This is a genomic window from Anaerocolumna sp. MB42-C2 (assembly GCF_030913705.1).
Classification (GTDB): Bacteria; Bacillota; Clostridia; order Lachnospirales; family Lachnospiraceae; genus Anaerocolumna.
Genome location: NZ_CP133190.1, coordinates 2,376,957 through 2,398,288, shown reverse-complemented (window position 1 = coordinate 2,398,288; position 21,332 = coordinate 2,376,957). Strand labels below are relative to the sequence as shown.

Sequence of the window (21,332 nt, the reverse complement as noted above, 5' to 3'; positions counted from 1 at the left end):
GGTTATAATATGGAATTTTTAGATGAAAACAGACAATTGACGAGAGAAGATTTTGCTCCGTTAAACTTTTGGGCATGGAATGAAAATATGGATGATACAAGTATACGTGAAAGAATTAAAGAGTTTCATGATCAGGGGTTACAAGGTTTTTTTATGCATTCAAGAGGGGGATTGCTGACACCGTACCTCTCGGATGAATGGTTTCATGCCTGCAGATTAGCGGCGGATACTGCGAAAAAGTATAATATGCAAGCATGGATTTATGATGAAGACGGCTGGCCCAGTGGTTTTGCAGGCGGATTAGTAAATGGTCTTGGGGATGAATACCGTTCAAAATACATGAAATTTACATACGAAAAAAGACCGGAGAATTTAATAGCTTCCTTTCGCAGGGTAGGAGATAATTATGTACCCTGCAGACCGGAAGATGCAAGCCTTTGGGCGTATTATAGTATTGAACCGAATTATGTCGATCTTTTATCCCATAAAGTAACAAAAGCTTTTATAGAATGTACCCATGAACGTTATAAAAAAGAATTAGGCAATCGCCTGGGAGATTCTGTTCCGGGATTTTTTACTGATGAGCCCCAATATTCCGGAGAGGGTTATCCATATAGCCTGGAGTTTGAAGAATATTTTAAAAAACGTAATGGTTATTCTTATAAAGATAAATTGTATTATCTTCTGGATGAATTTTCAGGAGAGGAAACTTATGGTTACCGTATGGATTATTGGAATACAATACAGGAAATGATGAATGAAAACTACTTTAAACAGATTTATGAGTGGTGCGAAATAAATCATGTTATATTTACAGGACATTGTCCGGGTGAAGACAGCTTAATCCAACAAGTAGGTTCTACTGCGGGGGTAATGCCTAAATATAAACATATGCAGATGCCAGGTATTGATCATCTGGGCAGAAGAATTACATCTGTACTATTAACAAAGCAGGTAACCAGTATTGCAAAACAGACGGGGCGTAAAAAAATCATCTCGGAGACTTTTGGATGCGCAGGCTGGAATATTTCCTTTGAAGAGCAATGTTATATATGGGGCTGGCAGGCTGCTGCCGGAATCAATGTTCCATGTCTGCATATTGGGACACATTCTATAAGAGGAATTCGGAAAAGAGATTATCCTGCCTTTTATTCCTATCAGGAACCCTGGTGGGAGAAGTTTCACCATATCGGCAGATGGATGAGCGGTATCAATTATAAAATGGCCCTTGGCAGGTGGATGGAAGATATTTTGGTTATCAGTCCAATGCAGAGTATATATTGCTGCCATACGAAACCTTTATCAGAGCAGGAAAAGGAATTGATGTCTTCTTACCGAAATCTCTGTGATAATTTAATGGATATACAAGTCGGATTCGACATCGGAGATGAAGCGGTTTTAAAAGAGGATGGATTCGTTAATGAAAAGAAACTCCAGGTTGGAAAATGCAGATACCGCTATGTAATCGTTTCAAAATCAATTTGTTTATCCGATACGACCTGGTCCTTACTGAAAGAATTTAGTCAAAATGGTGGTACTGTAATATTTGCAGACCGAACACCTGAAAAAATAAATACCGAAGATATGGATTGGATAAAGAAGTGTCCGGTTATTCAAAACAGCAGAAGATTTTGGTATAAATATTTTTCTTATATACATTTTAACAGATTATTAACGGTTTACGATAAAAGTGGTTTCGATATTGCCCATGGTTTAAATGTATCCGCTAAGCTTGACAATAATGTGGTAAGAGCTTACATATGGAACTATATGACGGATAGCAGAAGGGAATTAATGGTTAGTATTCCGGGACAAAAGAATGTTTATATAGTAGATCCGGAAACGCTGGAAAGAAAAAGAATAGATTCCTATCTGGGTGAAAATGAAACGATTGTCCCGATAGAAATTACTAATTACCAATCACTGTTACTTGAGGCAGAAGACGGCTCAGATAGGGCAGAACTAAAAAAGGTATATGGTAAATCAGAAATACCGCCAATGGATATAACATGTTGTGATGAAAATGTTTTGACAATTGATTATGCATCCTATTCGCTGGACGGTCATGAATATTCGAAATTATTACCTATAGTAAAAATGCATCCTCTTATATATAAAGACCTTGCAAAAACAGCCCGAAATCTTATCTATACAAAATATGAATTTACCAGTGAAATGACGGATTCAAAAGTGCTGTATGCCGCAATTGAAGATAAAGATTGCATTGACGTTATTTTTAACGGAAAATCCATATATGGGACAGCAGGTGAATGGTATATTGACAGAGGTATTCATAAATATTGTCTTGGAAAAGCCAGAAGAGGGAAAAACAGTATCGTTTTAATATACCAGCTGCAGAAACAAAATATTCAGGAGGTTGACGGACTGTTTGAAACGGAAGTAAACCGGTTTTTTTATCCTGTGGAACCGGAGGCAATCTACATATTAGGTTCGTTTAGTGTAGGACAGAAAGGAGAGGTATTTAAGAATAGAACTCATATAAGAGTTAAAAATCCTGATTTTTTCCTAAAAGACAGGGATGAAGTTTATGAAATAAATGATATGACAACCAGGGGACTCTGGTTTTATCGAGGAAACATCAAAGCTGAACTTAAAATCAGCTGGGATGGAGAGGAAGAAAAATACCTTAGTATTAAAAATCCCAAAGCTGTGTGTGCAGAAATAATATGCAATGGGAAATCAGCAATCCTTTACATGTCTCCTTATGACATAAAAATCACCGATTTCCTTATAAAAGGTGAAAATACCCTCAGTATAATTTTACATGGAACAAACCGCAATATTTTTGGCCCTCATCACCATATAAAAGGCGAAAATAATTATGTTGGATGTAATACATTCAAAGGAATAAAAGGTTATGAAGATGCCATAGTAAATTATGATTTGACAATGGAGGATACGTGGACGGATGATTATTCCTTTGTACCATTTGGCTGTGGGCAGATAGAGATTATAACAAAATAAATGCTTTAATTACTAAAAACTCTGCTGATTTTTAAGGCAGAGTTTTCTTATATTTCTTGAAAATTAGTAAAAAAAAGTGTACTATATAAAATAGTTATATAAAACAGTTTACTTAAGTTAATCATAAATTGATAATATTAGGATAAAGATTGAATCCAGTCTGGATCCTGATAAAAATATATATTGCAAAAATAATACATTAAGGTGAGGTACAGCTTATGAAGAGTGCAGTATTTTATGGAAAACATAATTTACGAATTGAGGATTTACAAAAACCGGAACCAAAAGACCGAGAGGTTTTAATTAAGGTTATGGCCTGCGGGGTATGCGGAACGGACGTACATATTTATGAAGGGGATAAAGGTGCGGCTGATTGTCCGTCAGGAACTGTATTGGGTCATGAATTTTCCGGTATCGTGGAAGCAGTCGGTACTTTAGTAACCAATTATAAACCGGGGGACAGGGTTTGTATTGATCCCAATGCCTTATGCGGGGAATGTTATTACTGCAGAAACGGTATCGGACATTTTTGCGATCATATGATAGGAATCGGTACCACCTGTAACGGCGGATTTTCCGAATATTGTGTGGTACCCCAATCCCAGGTATATAAAATAGCAGATACAACAACTTTTGAAGAAGCGGCAATGACGGAACCGGTTGCCTGCTGTCTCCATGGAATTGATATGTGTAATATTAAACCGGGCAGTACTGTTTTAGTAATCGGAGGCGGTATGATTGGTCTTATTATGTTACAATTGGCAAAACTAAACGGAGCGTCTACCGTTGTACTTATGGAGCCGGTTGAACAGAAGAGAGAAATGGGAAGAAAATTAGGTGCCGACCTATGTATCAATCCGTCCGATGATGTAAAATCCATACTAAAAGATAATGGAATCAGCCGTTTTGATGTGGTTATTGAATGTGTTGGGTTACCGGTAACAATTGCACAGGCAATTGAACTTGCAGGTAAGAAATCGATTGTTATGATGTTTGGACTTACCAAACCGGATGATACTGTTTCTATTAAACCGTTTGAAATCTTCCAAAAAGAAATTGAAATTAAAGCTTCCTTTATTAATCCATATACCCAAACCAGAGCAATCAATCTGATTGATACCAAAAAGATTGATGTAACCTCTATGGTACATAAAGTAGCTTCTCTCGGAGAATTAAAGGATATTTTAAGTAAACCGGAGTTACGGGCAATGGGTAAATACATTATCGGTCCCTGGCAATAATTTATTTTATAGCAGTATAGAAGTCATTAGCGAACAAAGTGTAAGCAGACATACGATTATCTGACTTACTAAGGTAAAATTAATTTATATATTAGGCTAACGAATAAATCAGCAGAATGATAAAGCTACTGATTTATTCGTTAGCTTTTTTAAACTCTTATAAGATAATTGCGAAACTCAAAATTTGCATTAATATGACATGCGATTCATACAATTTTAGAGCTGAATCTTGCCCCTAAAGGCAACTGAAGCTATAAATTCGTATGAATTGTATGGAATATTTAGATAACTATGTTGTTTCGCAATCACCTAAAACTCTTATGAATGAGAGGAACGAGTGGTTGAAGCGGGGTTTACCCACTTTGATATTGTTTTTAACTATTTGTGATGGTAAAATTAAGAAAATAATAATAAAACTTTTAGGTTTTGTAGTTATAATAGTTAAAAACAATCAATTGAAAGGGCATTTTATGAAGTTATTAATGATTGAGGATGACGAAGAATTATGTGAGGCAGTAGCCGTACATATAAAAAAAGAAGGCTATGAGTTTGATAAGTGTTATACCGGGGATGAGGCAGCCTATTATCTGGACGGTTCTGCTTACGATGTTATTATTCTGGACCGAATGCTGCCGGGGGTCGACGGACTATCTATCTTAGAGGATATTCGGAATAGAGGGAATACAACACCGGTCATAATGGTAACCGCCATGAACGGTATCAATGACAGAATAGACGGACTGGACGGAGGAGCAGACGATTATCTGGTAAAACCGTTTGAAGTTCAGGAATTAATGGCAAGAATCCGTGCGCTTTTAAGAAGACCCAGAAAAATGGAAGACTTAACAGTGCTTAAGTATATGAATGTTGAATTAAATACCAATACCTATACGGCAGCTTGCGATGGGAAAAATGTATCATTATCAAAAAGGGAAGGGGCATTACTGGAGTTCTTTTTGCTAAATAAAGAGCAGATTCTAACAAGGGAACAGATACTTGGCAGAGTATGGGGAATGGATTCCTTTGTAGAAGACGGTAATATAGATAACTACATATTTTTTATAAGAAGAAGACTAAAGGCCCTTGATGCAAAAGTAAATATCAAAACCATACATGGAATCGGATATCGAATGGAGAAAAACGAAAATGCTTAAATCAATTAGAAATAGGTTGATTTTATTATATACCTGCTCTACAGGGCTGATTTTAACGGCAGTAATTATTTTTGTGGCAGTAATCACCAATGAACAGCTGCTAAGAAGCCAGATCGATTCCTTTCGTAATAATTTTATAACCATAAACCAAAACGTCCGTGGAAGTCAGGATATCAGTAATTTATGGATGGCAGAGATGGAAACAAGTAATTATATAATTATTCATATTGAAGATAATGGAATACCTTTTCAGTTTCGGGGTTCCTGGCAGGCACCTACAAAGCGGGAAGTGCTGGTTAATAAAATAAAAGAACTTGCAGGCAAAGATAATATTAATACCAATATCCGGCCAGTTAGCCGGAATGAAATTCAAAGTAAGGTATATGAAATAAAAGGTAATAAGAATGAAAAATATCTGGGGGAAGTTTTTATAGTGCCAATAGGAAAGGGTTTTCGAAGTGTTGTGGCGCTCCAGTATATTTCAGGAAATAAGGCATCTGTGTTAAAACAAAGGTTCTTATTAATATTGCTTGATTTATTAGGAATCACAGCATTTTTTTTCGTAAGCAGATTCATGGTAAGCAAGTCTTTAAAGCCGGTGGAAGAAAGCAGAAGACGACAGACCGAATTTATTGCGGCAGCTTCCCATGAATTAAAATCTCCACTGGCAGTAATTCGGGCAAATGCATCTGCATTAATACTGGAGCCTGAGAGAACAGAGCATTTTACCAAAGGCATTGATAAGGAATGTAAACGTTTAGCCGCTTTGATTGAGGACATGCTGTTATTAGCTTCCGCGGACGCAAGAAGCTGGAGAATCAAGAAAGAAATATTGGATATGGATACTTTATTACTTGAAGTTTATGATCTTTTTTATCCATACTGCAAGGAACAGGGAAAAGAACTTGAACTTAAAGTACCGGATGATATACTGCCTAAAGTGGAGGGGGATGGAGAACGGATCAAGCAGATACTGGCTGTTCTTATTGATAATGCGGTAACTTATACCGTGGAGAAAGATAGTATCCTGTTGTCTGGTTACAGCAAGAAAAATCGTTTGTTTCTTGAGGTGGAAGATCATGGTGCCGGTATCTCAGAGAATAATAAGAAAGAAATTTTTGAAAGGTTCTACAGAGAAGATAAATCCAGAAAGGATAAAACCCACTACGGACTGGGACTTAGTATAGCCAAAGAGCTGACCATCCTCCACGGGGGCAATATAGAGGTGAAAGATACGAAGGGTGGTGGAGCAACGTTTCTTGTTTCTTTGCCGATTTATAAAAAAGAATGAATGGAATGGTTAGAATACAGCAGCAATCCGATTCGGTATTAGTAGTAGAAACTTACGTCAAATAAGATACAGCCTTGTTCTGTATTTTATTTGACTTTTTTCATTCATAGAAAAGTTATCCAAACTTCCCTATGGGAATAATTCTTAGCAATTATTTCTCTACTCTATTTCATTTAAAGATTTTTTAGAGATTTACCTGTTATTGTTAGAGAAAGAAAAAAAACGGAGGTTTTTAAATGTGTAGAAAAAAAACGGCATTATTTATAGCCCTAATGCTTGTAATAACCAGTTTAACAGGGTGCAGCAGGGCAGAAAAGAATCAGGAAACCGGGCAAATAACCAATACAGCAGAGAACAGCCAGGCTGAGCGAGAATCCAAAGGGGATAAAACGAAAGAACCTACAATGGGAAGATACATGGAAGAAAAAGTGAAATTACCGGAATTATCGGCGAATGAAACGATAATTAAAATTATCGAAAATTCAGAAAAGCAAATTGAGGTTTATACCCATACCAATGACAAATATATTTGTTACCGGTTAAAGAAAGATAAAACCTGGGAGAATATTAATGCAGGCTGGTTAAATAATAAATTGATATTGAAAGAAAACATAGTGATTAATGATTTGTGTCTTGGAAATGACGGAAATTATTATGCAGTATGTACAGACTACAGCAGCAACAGCATGAAATCTATTATTTTAAAATCCGAGGATGGAACTACGTCAAAACCGGTAAAGATACCATATCTTGAGAAAGAATTCACCAAGAATGATTATAAACATTATCCGAATATTATAAGTATCCAGGTATTAGAGGATGGCAGTATGGTTCTGGCAGACCAGTGGGATTGGAAATCCCTATATGTATTTTCAAAAGACGGAGCCCAGATTGATAAAGTACGGGTTGGACAGAATGAATATATCCAGAATTACATAACATCGGGTGAAAATATAATTACGGTAAATGAAGATAAAACAGGTGTTTTCTTTTATAACCCGGTTCAGAAAGAAACAGTAAAAACGGTAGATTTTACTGTTTCCTCCGAAGCAAGTGCCTATGCCCTTAAAAAAGACGGCACGCTGTTACTGGGCGATAAAGACGGAATTCACCGAATGCAGAAGGATGGTACCTTATGGGAAACCATTGTGGATGGATCCCTTAATTCCATGAGTATGCCCACTCTGTCGATTTCTTCTTTATTTGTAAATGAAGAGGATCCGGAGGAATATTATGCGGTATACGTTGTGACCGATGGCGGATATGAATTGATGCATTATGTATTTAATAAGGAGGTATCCTCCGTCCCGTCAAAAGAGATTACGGTATATTCCCTTTGGGAAAATAGTACGATCAGACAGGCAATATCTCTGTTCCAGGCCGAAAATTCGGATATTAAAGTCAACTATGTAGTAGCGATGGGTGAGGAAAGCGGTAATATTGCAGATTATATTCGTTCGCTCAATACGGAATTATTAGCCGGTAACGGAGCAGATGTATTGGTTTTGGATGGGCTGCCGGTGAATTCCTATATAGAAAAAGGTGTTTTGGCTGATATTAAAGCTTTGATCGAACCAATGGAAAAATCGGGAGATTTACTTACGAATATAACCGATGCATATGAGAAAGACAGCAAAATATATCAAATGCCGGTTCGATTTTCTTTACCGTTAATCGAGGGAGAACAAGAGGCAATAAAAGCAGCTGCGAGTACAGCTGATACCGCGGATTATATAAAGAAATTGAATAAAAAACCTTATTATAAGTCTACCATTTATAAGTGGCTGCTCGCTGATTACTTAGCGTTATATTCCAGGGATTTATTCCAAAATGGAACATTGGATGAAACTAAATTTAAGAGTTACTTACAGAATATAAAAACAATATCCGAGAATATCGGCGCAACGGAAGTTAATAAAGAAGAAATGAAATCAAATAAGTTATATGACCAGCTGTTAGGCAGTGATAATTTATTTCCCGGTGATATGTCAACTTATAATAAGAAATATAGTGCATCCATATTGCGGGTTAAAAACATTACCGACTCCATGCTTTTATTTGCTGCCATAAAAAATAATAATTGGGAGTACCAATCTATTAATCAGATGTTTATACCAAGTGGTATGGTGGGGCTTAACAATGGAAGTAAAGAAAGTGACATAGCTAAGAAATTCATCAGCTTTTTATTTAATAAAGAGGTACAGGATGCAGATGTTTATGACGGATTTCCGGTAAATGCTAAATCCATGAATGGATGGATTGAAAAAGAAAATGATGGTATTAGTATAGCTGTTAGTGATAAGGATGGCAATATGCTGAGTGCTGATTGGCCAACCAAAGAAGAAAGAGAAAGCATTAAAAAGATAGCGCAGAGTGTTAAAGAACCTATTGAGACCAATCAGATACTGATCACTATGATTATAGATGAGGTTTTACCTTTTCTTAAGGGAGATATAGATGAAAATCAGGCAACGGCAGCGGTAAAAGCAAAGGTAAATACTTACCTGGCAGAATAGGTAAAATATGGGCAGGATTATAAAAAGTATCTCATTTAAACATAGATGTACGCGAAAAACAGTAAACCTAAATAAAAAAAGAAGAAAAAAGACATATCATAAACAAAGAGAAGCAGGAAAGGCCTGGCTCTTCCTGCTTCCAAGTTTAATAGGGGTAACCGTATTCGTATTACTTCCCTTTGCAGATGTTATAAGACGATCCTTTTATGAAGCTATGAGCGGCAGGTTTGTAGGAATGGATAACTATAAGCTGGTTATCCATAATGCAGCCTTTTTACAGGCAGTAAGAAATACGGGACGCTTTTTAATTACCTGCATTCCGTTACTGATGCTGATCTCTTTGATTTTATCTCTGCTTCTATATAATCAGAGAAAATTTGAAAGCTTCTTTAAGACTGCGTTTTTATTTCCTATGGCAATACCGGTGGCTTCCGTGGTATTACTCTGGAGGTTGTATTTTCACGAAAATGGTCTGCTTAATGTATTACTTATACATGTGGGAAATGATAAGATGGATTTTATGAATACGGATAAGGCCTTTTGGGTACTGATATTTACTTATCTGTGGAAAAATACAGGATACAATATGATTTTGTGGCTGACCGGTTTAAACGGAATTCCAAATGTTTTATATGAAGCTGCCGGTGTGGATGGTGCAGGGTATTGGGATAAATTTCGTTATATTACATTACCAAAGCTACGGGCGTCTGTATATGTAATTGGTATTCTTTCCTTTGTCAATTCCTTTAAGGTATTCCGGGAGGCGTATTTGATTTCGGGAGATTATCCCCAGGAAAGCATCTATATGCTGCAGCATTTGTTCGGCAATTGGTTTGTTTCCCTGGATATTCAGAAAATGAGCGCTGCAGCAGTGATGTGTGTAATTTTATTTATTGCAATTATTTTAGTATTTAAGAAGCTGGATAGGAATGAGGAGTGAGATGAATAAGTCGAAAGAAAATACAAGAAAAAAAGGCATGATTATGAATATAAAAATTAAATTGATTGTTAAAACCGGCCTGTTATTTATTCTTACTCTGTTTATATGGATACCCTTGTGGATGTTAATTACCGGGTCCTTTATGGGAGGGGATGAATTATATAGCGATATAGGATCCGTATTAAGTCAAAGAGAGGGTTTCGCTTCCTGGACATTGTTTCCCAGGTATCCCACGCTTAAGCATTACGTGGAATTATTACTGGATTCACCTAAATTTTTTGTTATGTTCTGGAACTCCTGTATTCAGGTGATACCGGTACTCCTGGGGCAATTGGGAATTGCAGTGCCTGCTGCCTGGGCTTTTGCCAGATTTGAGTTTAAGGGTAAAAAGCTTATATTTTTAATTTATATTATTCTTATGGTTCTGCCCTTTCAGGTTACAATGGTATCCAGCTATCTGGTGTTATACCGGTTGGGGCTTGTGGACACTCATCTGGCCTTAATTCTTCCTAATATCTTTTCTACGTTTCCGGTTTTTATTTTGGTGAAGTTTTTTAAAGAAATACCTATGTCGCTCATTGAAGCAGCAAAGCTTGACGGTGCCAGTGAATTTATTATATTTACGCGGATAGGGGTTCCCATTGGTTCCCCCGGTATTCTCTCCATTATAACATTAGGTTTTTTGGAATATTGGAATGCGATTGAGCAGCCCCTTACATTCCTGATCAGAAGAAAGGAACTTTGGCCCTTACCGCTTTATTTACCAGAGATTTCTTCGGAGAATGCAGGGGCAGCGTTTGTTGCATCAGTTTTTATGATGTTTCCGGCATTGTTATTATTCTTGTACGGACAGAAGTATTTGGAACAGGGGATAGCAGCCTCCGGTTTAAAAGAATAAGAAAGGTAAAAGGATTATCATGGAAAATAAATTAAGGAGACTATTACTTGGTTTTTTTATACTAATGGCTTTTTTTACCGTTGTATCCAGAGCAGCAGCCTCCGTGATGGTTGCTAAAGTTGAAGTAGCTGCGGCGAAAGAAGGCGAGTTGACATTTGAAATTTCAGGAACTGGAACAATAAAAGAAAATGCGCAAAAATATATCTCATTATCTGACGGGTTAAAAATCGGCAAGGTTTCCATAGAGAAAGGGAAGCAGGTGGAAAAGGGAGATTTACTCTTCCAATATGATTTAAAGAGTTTGTTAAAGAAAAAGGCTGCATTGGAAAAGGAATTGAAAAAACTGCAGCTGCAATATGACAAAACAGACCTAACCGGTGGGACTGAGGAGAATCCGGATGAGGTACAGAAAGCGGAACTGGCATACAAAAATGCCAAAGAGGATCTAGAGGCAGCTAAAAGTGCCGTAACTGATTTGAAAAAGAATGTTAAGAAAGAAAAAGAAAAGGAATTAAAAGAAGCTTCCAGAGCTTTGGAAGAACTAATCTCATCAAAGGAAGAAGACGAAAAGAAAGCCGGGAGAGCGACCTTAGATGCCAGAAGGGAACTGTCGGAATTACAGAAACCGCAGCAAATATTAATGGAAAAGCTGGAGGAATATAAAGAAGCCGTACTTAATAAGAACGAAAACAATATAGAAACTGTCTCGGATGAAATCTATGATTATTATTACAAAGGAAAATATCAAGAGCATCTGGCAGAAAAAAGTGATGCAGATAAAAAATTAGAGAGAGCCAAGGAAGATCTGAAAGATATTAAAAAGAAATGGAATAAAGCCATCAATGAAGACGACAAGGATTCTGAGGAAGAAGCGGTTAAAAAGGCTTATGAAGAGCAGTTAATATCCAAAAAAGAAGAAATAAAAAATGCAAACAGAGTAATCGAAGATGCAAAAGCTTCACTGAATCGATTATCAGAGAAAGATAATGAACTGGGTGATGCTATCAATAACTACAGAGAAGATTTAGAGGAAGATAACAGAAATAATGTGGGTAAAACCTATGCTGTATTATATCAATTTATTTATGATTCACTGGAAGCTGACGAGGAGAAAATCAGTGCAGCCGAAACAAATCTGGACAGGGCGAAAGAAGATGAATCCCGGATAAGGGAACAATGGGATACAAAATTAATGGATGCTTTTCAGAAAAAAGAAGAACTAAATGATATTTTAACGGAAATAGATAACGGAACCTATGATTATAAAGAAGAATTAAAAGATGGAAAAAAGGCAGTAACCGACGGGAAAAGGGCGCTTGTTACTGCGAAACTTTCATTAACAGAGGCAAAAGAAAATGAGCAGTTGGCAGAGGAAAATAAACTGATTCAGCAAAAGTCCGTTGAGGTAGATCAAAAAATGCTGCAATTAGATTTGAAGGAAAAACAAAATGAAATAGAAGAACTGCAGGCGATTATATCAAATAAAGGAAAAGTGAGAGCACCGAGCTCAGGTGTGGTAACGAAAAATGATTTGGAACAGGGAAGTGTCTTAACAGGCCAGGAAAAACTTATTCTGGCAACCGGTGGTTATGAGCTTTCTATGAATGCCGACAAGGAGGATATGAAGCGGTTCACTGTGGGAGATGAACTGGAAATAGATACCGGTATGGAAAATGATAAGATAACTTCCCAGATAGAGAATATCGGGTTACCGGATCAAGACGGAATGGTTAAATTTTCGGCGCTTTTACCGGACGGGGATTATAGTGTGGGAGGAAGCCTGGATTACGAGATAAATAAGGAATCTGAAACTTATCCGAGATGTATTCCGATTCAGGGACTCCGTGAGGATTCTAAAGGCACTTATATTCTTCTTGTGAAAGAAAAAGACGGGGTGCTTGGTAAAGAAGATACGGCGTTTCGATTAGAAGTGACCGTGACATCACAGGATGCCAAAACCGCGGCCATTGAGGCTTCTCTTACAGAAGAGGATCAGATTATTACAGGCAGTAATAAAAACATTTCAGAAGGAGATCGGGTAAGGGTTTATGAAATGGAATAAATACAGTGTACTGCTTATTATTTTATGTGTAATAACAGTTTGGTTTACAGCCTCAAAAATGAAAGAAGCTTCCTTTATAAGAAAAGAATACTCTGCAGTAAGTATCAGGTTCAGTACAGGGGGAGTCAGTGATCGGACAATAAATAAGGCACTTAAAAATGAAAAACTTAAGGGTAACTCTGACATTCCAGAGGTAACCGCCTGGCTTTTTATAAAGGAAGCAGAAATTAAAAACAAAGATTTATATCGGACTCAGAAGGTATCGGTTGTTATGACATCCGGTAATATGGCTTTCACGGTTCCCATGACATTAGCAAGCGGTAATTACGTATACAGGCAGGATAAGAAGGGATGTCTTATAGATACAAAAACATCTTATCTTTTATTCGGTACAGAGTTCGCAGTCGGCAATACGGTAACATACAATAAAAAGGATTATATAGTACGAGGTGTAGTCAGAGCAGAGTATCCGGTTCTTCTGATACAGGGATCAGGTAATATAAAAGAATACCCCAATCTGGAGTTAGGTTATAAGGATAAACAAATGGGAGAGACATTTGCGGAAGAATTTTTATTAGCAAACCAAATGGCGGATAATGCTACCATTATAGACGGATATTTTTATGGGAGAATCATTTATTCCTTAATAAATTTACCTCTTTGGATTTTTTTCTTTTGTATCTGCTGCAAGATTTATAATGTTATTTATCAGATTAGTAAGAAACAAAAAGCAGGTTTATTCTTTCTTTACATCGGGATTCTGCTGATTATACTGATTGGTTTTGGTTTTATTCTTTATCGGATTACCGGTAATCCCTTTTTCATACCGGATAAACTGATTCCCTCTAAATGGTCGGATTTTGATTATTGGACAGAACAGTCTCAGCTGATGAAAAGCCGGTTACTTGAGATCAGATATTTAGTTCCTAATCCAAAAGATGTATATTTGATGGATAAAATATCAAAAGTATTACTTAATGTAATTATATTGTTTCACTTATATATTTTTATATATATACTAATTCTTATGGAGATACCTATTCTTAATTTTAGAGAAGATCATAACGGTTTAAGGGGCACTTTTAAGTGAAATACTATAAAAAGTGCCTCTTTTTCCTGTGATGAAGTCACAGTTTATAATAAATAAATCAGTATAATAAAACGTATAATAAGTAACCTTTCAAGTTAACAGGAAGGGTTAAAAATCAGTTAGGAGAGTTTATATTGAAAAATTTATTAATCATTTGGAAAAAGTATTCTTTTTTACTACTGTTAGCTTTTATCTTTTTAAGCTTATTTGATCTAAGATTTGCTTTAGCGGCGGTAATCTGTATGGCTGCACCAATTGCGGTTTCCTTTTTCAAAGGAAGGTTCTGGTGCGGAAATCTATGTCCCAGAGGAAATTTCTATGATAATGTGGTGATAAAAATCAGCAGGAACAAAAAAGTGCCGGAGTTTCTTAAATCTGTCTTTTTCAGGGCTTTTATGGTTGTATTTATGATGACAATGTTTGTATTGGGAATTAAAAATAACTGGGGGAATCCTTATGGTATCGGAATGGTCTTCTACCGGTTAATCGTAATTACCACGATAGCAGGTGTAATGCTTTCCCTGTTATATAACCACCGTACCTGGTGCCATTTTTGCCCTATGGGTACGCTTGCTTCCTTAGTTGCCGGATTCAGAAAAAGTAAAAAAGTTCTGCAGGTTACATCTGACTGCGTTTCCTGTAAATTGTGTGAAAAGAAATGCCCATTAGGTATCGTTCCTTATGATTACAAAGGTAATATTCTAAGTCATCCGGACTGTATACAATGCGGCAAATGTAGCAATGTCTGTCCTAAAAAAGCAATTGGTTATGATAAAATCAGTTTTTAGTTATGTGATATTCCTGTTATAATAAGAATATGTTGTAATAGATTACAGTTTTAAGCTTGCTGTCCATTTATCAATAGTGTGATAAAAGAACCAATAAGGAGGAAATTAATGATTACTGGAATTATAACAACAGAACATATCAGCTTTGCGTTGGTATTTTTGGAAGGACTGCTTTCTTTCTTCTCTCCCTGTGTTATTCCGTTAATACCTGTTTATATGAGTTTTCTGGCAGGTAATGCGAAAAAAGTAACAGAGGAGGGAGTCATACAGTACGAGAGAAAAAAAGTATTTCTTCATACTTTATTTTTTATTCTTGGGATATCTTTTGCTTTTTTCATCCTGGGTTTGTCATTTACCGCATTAGGAAGATTTTTTAATAATAATAAACTGTTATTTACAAGACTCGGCGGGATTCTTATTATAGCATTAGGTTTATATCAGCTCGGAATATTAGAATTTTCTTTCATGCAGAAAGAGAAAAAAATCAATCTGAATTTAACGGATAAAAAAGTGAATCCAGTGGTTGCTCTTTTATTAGGTTTTACATTCAGCTTTGCCTGGACGCCTTGTATTGGGCCGATTCTGTCTTCCGTATTAATTATGGCATCCGGGGCTAAAACAGCAGTTGCCGGGAACCTCCTGGTACTTATTTATGCAATAGGGTTTGTATTACCGTTTTTGCTGCTTGGTTTATTTACAACTCAGGTATTGGAATTTTTAAAGTCAAAACAAAAATTCTTAAGATACACAATTAAAGCAGGCGGAGTGCTGTTACTTATTATGGGTATTATGACTTTTACCGGATGGATGAATGGAATCTCCGGCTACTTGAATTCCATCAGCAGCAGCCAGCAGAGCAGATTAAAAGAGGCTGCACAAGATGAATCAGAATCTTCCGACAGCATACCAGACAAGGCAGGAAAACCGGAGACTGCAGATAACACAACGGATGAAGATAAATCAGATCTTACCAACAGTACAGAGGATAATACCGGCACTACGGAATCCGGTGATAATTCAGATTCGGAAAAGGAGAATAAGGAAAATGATACTACGATTCCGGCCTTTGATTTTACTTTAACAGACCAATATGGGAAAGATCATACGTTATCCGATTATAAGGGCAAAGTTGTATTTTTAAATTTCTGGGCCACCTGGTGTCCGCCCTGTAAGGAAGAAATACCTCATATAGAAGAACTTTATAAAGAGTATGGTAACAATGAAGGGGATGTGATTTTTTTAGGGGTTACCAATCCTAAAAATGATCAATATCCTAATAATCAGGATGAAGAAAAAGATAAGATTGCCGATTTTATGGAGAAAAACGGCTATACATTTCCGTCGTTATATGATGAAACGGGGGAAATCCTGCAAGATTACTATATTTCAGCATTTCCCACAACATATATGATTGATAAAGAGGGAAATATATATGGTTATGTGCCGGGAATGATGACAAAAGATATGATGAAAAATGTAATTGAGCAAACACTGAAAGCAACAAAATAAAAATGGAATCTATTTATAATTGAATGCAGGGGGCTGATGCAAAATCTGTTTTTAACACAAAGATTATTGCATTAGGTCCCTTTTTTGTGCGGTATTAGAATGGAGTAATTTAATCTATATACATAATAAAACCTTTATAGAATATATTTTACTATAATCGATAAAGGTTTTAATGGTTTGCAATATTTATATAAATCATTTTGTAAAAATATAAGTATTTCCCTACATTAAGCTTCGTTGTTTACTCATATACGTCTCAAGTGAAATCCGGTCAATCATAGCAGATGTAACCCCTTCCCTTGTTATACAGAAACCGGCTGCACAGGTAGCATATTGAATCGCTTCTGTTATAGGATGATCTTCCGATAAATAAACGGAAAGCGCAGCAATAAATGCATCGGCAGCTCCGGTCGTATCAACGGGAGTAAAGGCAAGAGCGGGAAAATGCCTGAAGATATCTCTGGTTCTTAAATAACAGCCATTATGGCCGGCGGTCAATATAACATTTTTAACCCCTTTTTCAATAAAATAAGCAGTTTGCTCTTCGGGTGTAGATAATTTTGGGCATAGATAATTAATTTCTTTCTCATTTGGTATAAAATAATCCAGCATTGCTAATAAACGGTCGCTTATATTGGGAACAGCGGATGGTTTTAAGATTATCTGTACATTATTTGCTTTAGCAATTTCAGCCGCACGTTCGAAAGTTTTTAGTGGTATTTCTGTCTGCAGAAGGCAAAAACGGGCATTTTTAAATGAGCATAAATTTCTGTCAATATCTTCCGGTGTCAGTTGGTTATTTGCCGCAGGGTAAAAGGTAATGCTGCTTTCACCATCTTCCAGTATGTGAATAAATGCTTTGCCGGTATCCACGTATTTATCCCGGGTTATTCCATGAATATTAACATCATTTTTATTTAGAAAATCTAAAATAATTGTACCTTCGTAGTCATTCCCAACTTTTCCGATTAAAAATACATCTTTTCCCAACTTAGATACACCTACGGCTTGATTAGCACCTTTTCCGCCGGGATTAAATGCACAGTGAACTGCCTCAATACTCTTACCTGCCTGAGGGGCCTCCTTTACATTTAAATTTATATCCATATGAATACTGCCTACAACAACAATATGCTTGGAACGTATCGTTCTTGGGATATCAATACTCAAATCATTAATTACAGTATCAGGTAAATCAAAAGAAACTTCCTTATGAGACAGTTTTTCCAAATCCTCGATTAAATAATTACAAAGGAACTGTCCATAGGTGTAATAAGGTATTTCTAAATGAGATATTTTGGGATAAGCATACTCCGCTGTAAGATCTCCCTGCAAACAAACCAAAGAAAAATCACGAGGTATCTTTCGGTGTAATCGGTCTAATTGCTCATAAATTGTAAGGGCAACTTCACGGCTTGAACAAATGGCTGCAGTAAAATCATTTATCAGTAAAGTGTCTATTAATTGAGAATCCAGATGATTTATATACATGGAGTCTGAATAAGAAATCGTATTCTGAAATAAACACTGTTTAAAGCCTTCAAAAAATTCATTATCTTGTTTGAATTTATTATTGGTAATGTAAGCTATTTTCTGATGTTTTTTCTGGATTAGACTACCGGTAGCTAATTCACCTAACTTTGTAAAATTGATGTTGGTAATTGAAGAATCTGTTTCGCTGTTAATACAAATATAAGGAGTATTGTTATCGTCTAACTGTTTCCGGCTCATTTCTGAGTTACTATCAAATTGTTCCCAGATTAATCCGTCAGCTCTGTTTTTACAAAGTGCGGTAATGGACATCAGTTCATCTTCTGAGGAGTTATTATAAACAAGTGTTACCTGATAATTTAAAGATTTTGCTGTGTCTAAAATGCCGTTAATCAATGGGAAATTAGCTGAAGACGCTTTTAATACCACTGCAATATTAAATGTTTTAGCAAGACTGATATTTTTTACAAAGGAATAGGGTGAATAATTATATTCTTTTACTATCTTTAATACCCGGTTTCTTGTATCAATATTAATATTTTCATCTTTTCCGTTTACGATTTTAGAAACGGTGGAAACGGAAACACCGGCTAATTTCGCTATTTCTTTGATCGTCATATCAACCCTCCAATACTCCCATAGAATCATAAACATTATCATATATCGCCCTTTAAAAGTCAATAGTGAAAAAGAGTAAGCTAAGCAAATCAGAAATGCAAAAAAAATTTTAAATCAGATTGACAAAATCAAAGGAGTGAGTTAATATGTATATGAAAATAGTTTACGAAAATGATTTCATATACATAATGTATAAAACAAACGGCGAGAGGTTAAGGATGAAAGAGAAAATACTAGTAATTGGAAGCCTTAATATGGATATAATGGTTTCATTGAAAACTATGCCGGGGATTGGGGAAACGGTTTCGGGATACTCCCTTACTTATATTCCGGGCGGTAAAGGTGCCAATCAGGCATGTGCAGCGGGGAAACTATTAGGAGATGTATCTATGCTGGGATGTGTCGGTAATGATGAATTCGGTAAGATACAAATATCCAATTTAGAAGAAGCAGGCGTAAATGTATCAAAGTTAAAAGTATCAAAAAAAAATCCTACAGGAACAGCAATTATTTATGTCAATGAGATGGGTGATAACAGCATTGTTATAATTTCCGGTGCTAACGGTGAATGTGATATAGATTATTTAAAAGAGAATGATGATTTATTTCATTGGTGTGATTTTGTAATCCTCCAAATGGAGATACCATATGAATCTGTACTGTACAGTATTAAAAGAGCGAACCGGTTGAATAAAAAAATAATTTTAAATCCTGCACCGGCTCCGGAAGAACTACCGGATGATATATTAAAAATGCTGGAATATATTACACCAAATGAATCAGAACTAATGAAATTAGCAAATTATGAATGCAGGAACCTGGATGACTACATAAAAGCTTCACGAAAACTTCTAAAAAGAGGTGTTAAAAATGTTCTGGTAACATTAGGCGAGCAGGGAGTTTTACTGGTAAATGAAAAAACGGAAAAAATTTATCCTGCAAGAAAAGTAGAAAGTGTGGATACAACTGCTGCCGGAGATTGCTTTAATGCCGCACTCACAGTTGGGCTGTCAGAAAACAAAAGTGAGGAAGAAGCAATTATTTTTGCAAATATATCTTCTTCTATAGTGGTAACCAGAAAGGGTGCGCAAAGTTCCCTGCCGGACAGAGCTGAAGTGAATGAGATTATTAAAACCTTATAAAGTATAATTATTTTGTTCCATCGATTATGAACTAAATTGTGCCAATTTATTTTAGTTCATAATCTTCATAAAAAATAAAAAGGAGAATTAAGAAATGAAAAAGATGAAAAAATGGTTTTCTGTATTATTATCAGCAGCGCTGGTTTTGTCATTAGTTGGCTGCGGAGGAGGTAAATCGGAAACAGCACAAACTGGAAATAACGGTGGGGAAAAAGCTTCAGGTGAGGCTAAGTCAGATAATGCAAAATCAGGTGAAAAGCCTAAAATTGTAATATCATGTTATCCAGCTGATGAGGCTGGTACGCAGCTTCGTGATGAATATTATACGAAACCGATCCAGGCTGCATTTCCAGACTATGACATATCTGTTGAAGTATTTAATGACAGACAAAGCTTACAGGTACAGGTAGCCGGCGGTGGTGGTCCTGACATTCTGGATCTGGATGGATTATCAGACGTTGTTGAATTTGCAAGAGCAGACAGAATTGTAGCTTTGGATGATTATGCATCGAAATACGGTTGGAACAATATGTTCTATGACTGGGCATATAACAGCAGTTTCTATGATAAAAAGCTGTATTCATTACCAACAGGGTATGAGAGTATGGTAATTTATTATAACAATGATGTATTTAATGAACATGGATGGAAAATTCCTACTACTATATCAGAAGCGGAACCACTTATGGAAGATATGGTAAAAAATGATGTTATCCCGTTTTCTTTTGGTAATTCCAATTATGTAGGTGCTGTTGACTGGCTGTATTCCACGTTTATGAGCGGATTTTCGGGACCTGAAGTATTAAAGAGTGCACTGGAGGGTAAAACGCCAATGACGGATGAATCAGTTGCGGGAGGTATTCAGTTAATGGCAGACTGGTGGCAGAAAGGTTACATAGGAGATAAAGCATCCCAATCTATTACAGGTGATGATATGATAGCATTATTTGCCCAGGGAAAAGCTGCTATGATGATTAATGGAACATGGGCAGCTTCCAGCTTAATTTCTTCTTATCCTGATTGTAATTGGAGCTGTGCAACACCTTTTGAGATGAAAGAGGGAGTGGGACCGGTATTACCAATCGCCAGCTCAGGCGGATATGCAATTAATACAAATTCTAAGAACCCGGACGTATGTGCGGAAATACTTAATTATTTATTTACTGATATGGATCGTATGGAAAAAGGGGTTGTTGAAGCAAGTTATTGTCCTTATCCCGTAAAGGAATTTTCTATTAAGCAATGTGAAGGCAAGGGCATGGATGAAAGATTATATAATATTTATGTAACCATGGAAGAAGCAATGGCAGCTGGTAATGTTGGTTATTGTTCCTGGACATTTTTCCCTGCAGATGCGCGGGCATATATGAATGAAAATACAGATGCACTCTTCCTTGGAAGCCTGTCAGTAGAAGATTATATGACTAAAGTGCAGGAATTTGTAGATGCAGCAGTAGCAGATGGAACTGCACCGACGGTGCCCTAATGCTGTGAAGTAATTAAATAATTACAAACGAATGGGACTGTTGCAAAATCTTTATGATATTAAACCTGTATAAGGAATATGTCTTGTAGGTCTATATTCAGAAAATTTTACAGCAGTCTCG

The 21,332-nt window shown here is 36.3% G+C and carries 14 protein-coding genes; 13 read left to right on the top strand and 1 reads right to left on the bottom strand.

Features of this window, described 5'->3' with window-relative positions; genetic code table 11:
• Window positions 1–9 precede the first annotated feature (9 nt).
• The 11 genes from RBU59_RS10590 (at window position 10) to RBU59_RS10540 (ending at window position 16,474) form a co-directional block, all read left to right on the top strand.
• Entirely contained in the window at window positions 10–2,985 is a 2,976-nt protein-coding gene (locus tag RBU59_RS10590; RefSeq protein WP_308147835.1) for a hypothetical protein, read from the top strand.
• A 218-nt stretch (window positions 2,986–3,203) separates the two neighbouring features.
• Complete coding sequence (locus RBU59_RS10585) at window positions 3,204–4,226, top strand: zinc-dependent alcohol dehydrogenase family protein (protein ID WP_308147834.1); 1,023 nt, start codon at window positions 3,204–3,206, stop codon at window positions 4,224–4,226.
• A gap of 470 nt (window positions 4,227–4,696) precedes the next feature.
• Entirely contained in the window at window positions 4,697–5,380 is a 684-nt protein-coding gene (locus RBU59_RS10580; protein WP_308147833.1) for a response regulator transcription factor, read from the top strand.
• The gene (locus tag RBU59_RS10575; protein ID WP_308147832.1) at window positions 5,373–6,671 is read left to right on the top strand and encodes a sensor histidine kinase; all 1,299 of its coding nucleotides are present in this window, start codon (window positions 5,373–5,375) and stop codon (window positions 6,669–6,671) included. Before RBU59_RS10580 ends, RBU59_RS10575 begins: the two co-directional genes overlap by 8 nt.
• Window positions 6,672–6,907: 236 nt before the next feature.
• Window positions 6,908–9,187, top strand: coding sequence for an ABC transporter substrate-binding protein (locus RBU59_RS10570; RefSeq protein WP_308147831.1), 2,280 nt, complete (start codon window positions 6,908–6,910; stop codon window positions 9,185–9,187).
• Between the two features lie 7 nt (window positions 9,188–9,194).
• On the top strand, window positions 9,195–10,127 hold the full coding sequence (locus RBU59_RS10565; protein WP_308147830.1) for a carbohydrate ABC transporter permease: 933 nt from the start codon (window positions 9,195–9,197) through the stop codon (window positions 10,125–10,127).
• A 43-nt stretch (window positions 10,128–10,170) separates the two neighbouring features.
• Window positions 10,171–11,025, top strand: a complete 855-nt coding sequence (locus RBU59_RS10560; RefSeq protein WP_308148575.1) for a carbohydrate ABC transporter permease — start codon at window positions 10,171–10,173, stop codon at window positions 11,023–11,025.
• Between the two features lie 19 nt (window positions 11,026–11,044).
• Window positions 11,045–13,087 carry a biotin/lipoyl-binding protein gene (locus RBU59_RS10555; protein WP_308147829.1) on the top strand — a complete coding sequence of 681 codons (2,043 nt, stop codon included), beginning with the start codon at window positions 11,045–11,047 and terminating at the stop codon, window positions 13,085–13,087.
• Window positions 13,074–14,177, top strand: coding sequence for an ABC transporter permease (locus tag RBU59_RS10550; RefSeq protein ID WP_308147828.1), 1,104 nt, complete (start codon window positions 13,074–13,076; stop codon window positions 14,175–14,177). Before RBU59_RS10555 ends, RBU59_RS10550 begins: the two co-directional genes overlap by 14 nt.
• A gap of 134 nt (window positions 14,178–14,311) precedes the next feature.
• Window positions 14,312–14,965, top strand: a complete 654-nt coding sequence (locus tag RBU59_RS10545) for a 4Fe-4S binding protein (RefSeq protein ID WP_308147827.1) — start codon at window positions 14,312–14,314, stop codon at window positions 14,963–14,965.
• Window positions 14,966–15,073: 108 nt separating this feature from the next.
• Window positions 15,074–16,474 carry a redoxin domain-containing protein gene (locus RBU59_RS10540; RefSeq protein WP_308147826.1) on the top strand — a complete coding sequence of 467 codons (1,401 nt, stop codon included), beginning with the start codon at window positions 15,074–15,076 and terminating at the stop codon, window positions 16,472–16,474.
• A 222-nt stretch (window positions 16,475–16,696) separates the two neighbouring features.
• On the opposite strand, the gene RBU59_RS10535 is transcribed toward RBU59_RS10540, so the two are convergent.
• A complete protein-coding gene (locus RBU59_RS10535) occupies window positions 16,697–18,583 on the bottom strand; it encodes a PfkB family carbohydrate kinase (RefSeq protein ID WP_308147825.1) in 1,887 nt (628 codons plus the stop codon).
• A 146-nt stretch (window positions 18,584–18,729) separates the two neighbouring features.
• On the opposite strand from RBU59_RS10535, the gene rbsK reads away from it, so the two are divergent.
• Window positions 18,730–19,725 (top strand): ribokinase, encoded by a 996-nt coding sequence (gene rbsK / locus RBU59_RS10530; protein WP_308147824.1) that lies wholly within the window; start codon window positions 18,730–18,732, stop codon window positions 19,723–19,725.
• Between the two features lie 94 nt (window positions 19,726–19,819).
• The gene (locus tag RBU59_RS10525; protein WP_308147823.1) at window positions 19,820–21,211 is read left to right on the top strand and encodes an ABC transporter substrate-binding protein; all 1,392 of its coding nucleotides are present in this window, start codon (window positions 19,820–19,822) and stop codon (window positions 21,209–21,211) included.
• Window positions 21,212–21,332 lie beyond the last annotated feature (121 nt).

Bases quoted from the DNA above. Each gene is read 5' to 3' on its own strand.
- RBU59_RS10590 (WP_308147835.1), top strand. From the start codon at position 10: ATGGAATTTTTAGATGAAAACAGACAATTGACGAGAGAAGATTTTGCT.
- RBU59_RS10585 (WP_308147834.1), top strand. From the start codon at position 3,204: ATGAAGAGTGCAGTATTTTATGGAAAACATAATTTACGAATTGAGGAT.
- RBU59_RS10580 (WP_308147833.1), top strand. From the start codon at position 4,697: ATGAAGTTATTAATGATTGAGGATGACGAAGAATTATGTGAGGCAGTA.
- RBU59_RS10575 (WP_308147832.1), top strand. From the start codon at position 5,373: ATGCTTAAATCAATTAGAAATAGGTTGATTTTATTATATACCTGCTCT.
- RBU59_RS10570 (WP_308147831.1), top strand. From the start codon at position 6,908: ATGTGTAGAAAAAAAACGGCATTATTTATAGCCCTAATGCTTGTAATA.
- RBU59_RS10565 (WP_308147830.1), top strand. From the start codon at position 9,195: ATGGGCAGGATTATAAAAAGTATCTCATTTAAACATAGATGTACGCGA.
- RBU59_RS10560 (WP_308148575.1), top strand. From the start codon at position 10,171: ATGAATATAAAAATTAAATTGATTGTTAAAACCGGCCTGTTATTTATT.
- RBU59_RS10555 (WP_308147829.1), top strand. From the start codon at position 11,045: ATGGAAAATAAATTAAGGAGACTATTACTTGGTTTTTTTATACTAATG.
- RBU59_RS10550 (WP_308147828.1), top strand. From the start codon at position 13,074: ATGAAATGGAATAAATACAGTGTACTGCTTATTATTTTATGTGTAATA.
- RBU59_RS10540 (WP_308147826.1), top strand. From the start codon at position 15,074: ATGATTACTGGAATTATAACAACAGAACATATCAGCTTTGCGTTGGTA.
- RBU59_RS10535 (WP_308147825.1), bottom strand. From the start codon at position 18,583: ATGACGATCAAAGAAATAGCGAAATTAGCCGGTGTTTCCGTTTCCACC.
- rbsK (WP_308147824.1), top strand. From the start codon at position 18,730: ATGTATATGAAAATAGTTTACGAAAATGATTTCATATACATAATGTAT.
- RBU59_RS10525 (WP_308147823.1), top strand. From the start codon at position 19,820: ATGAAAAAGATGAAAAAATGGTTTTCTGTATTATTATCAGCAGCGCTG.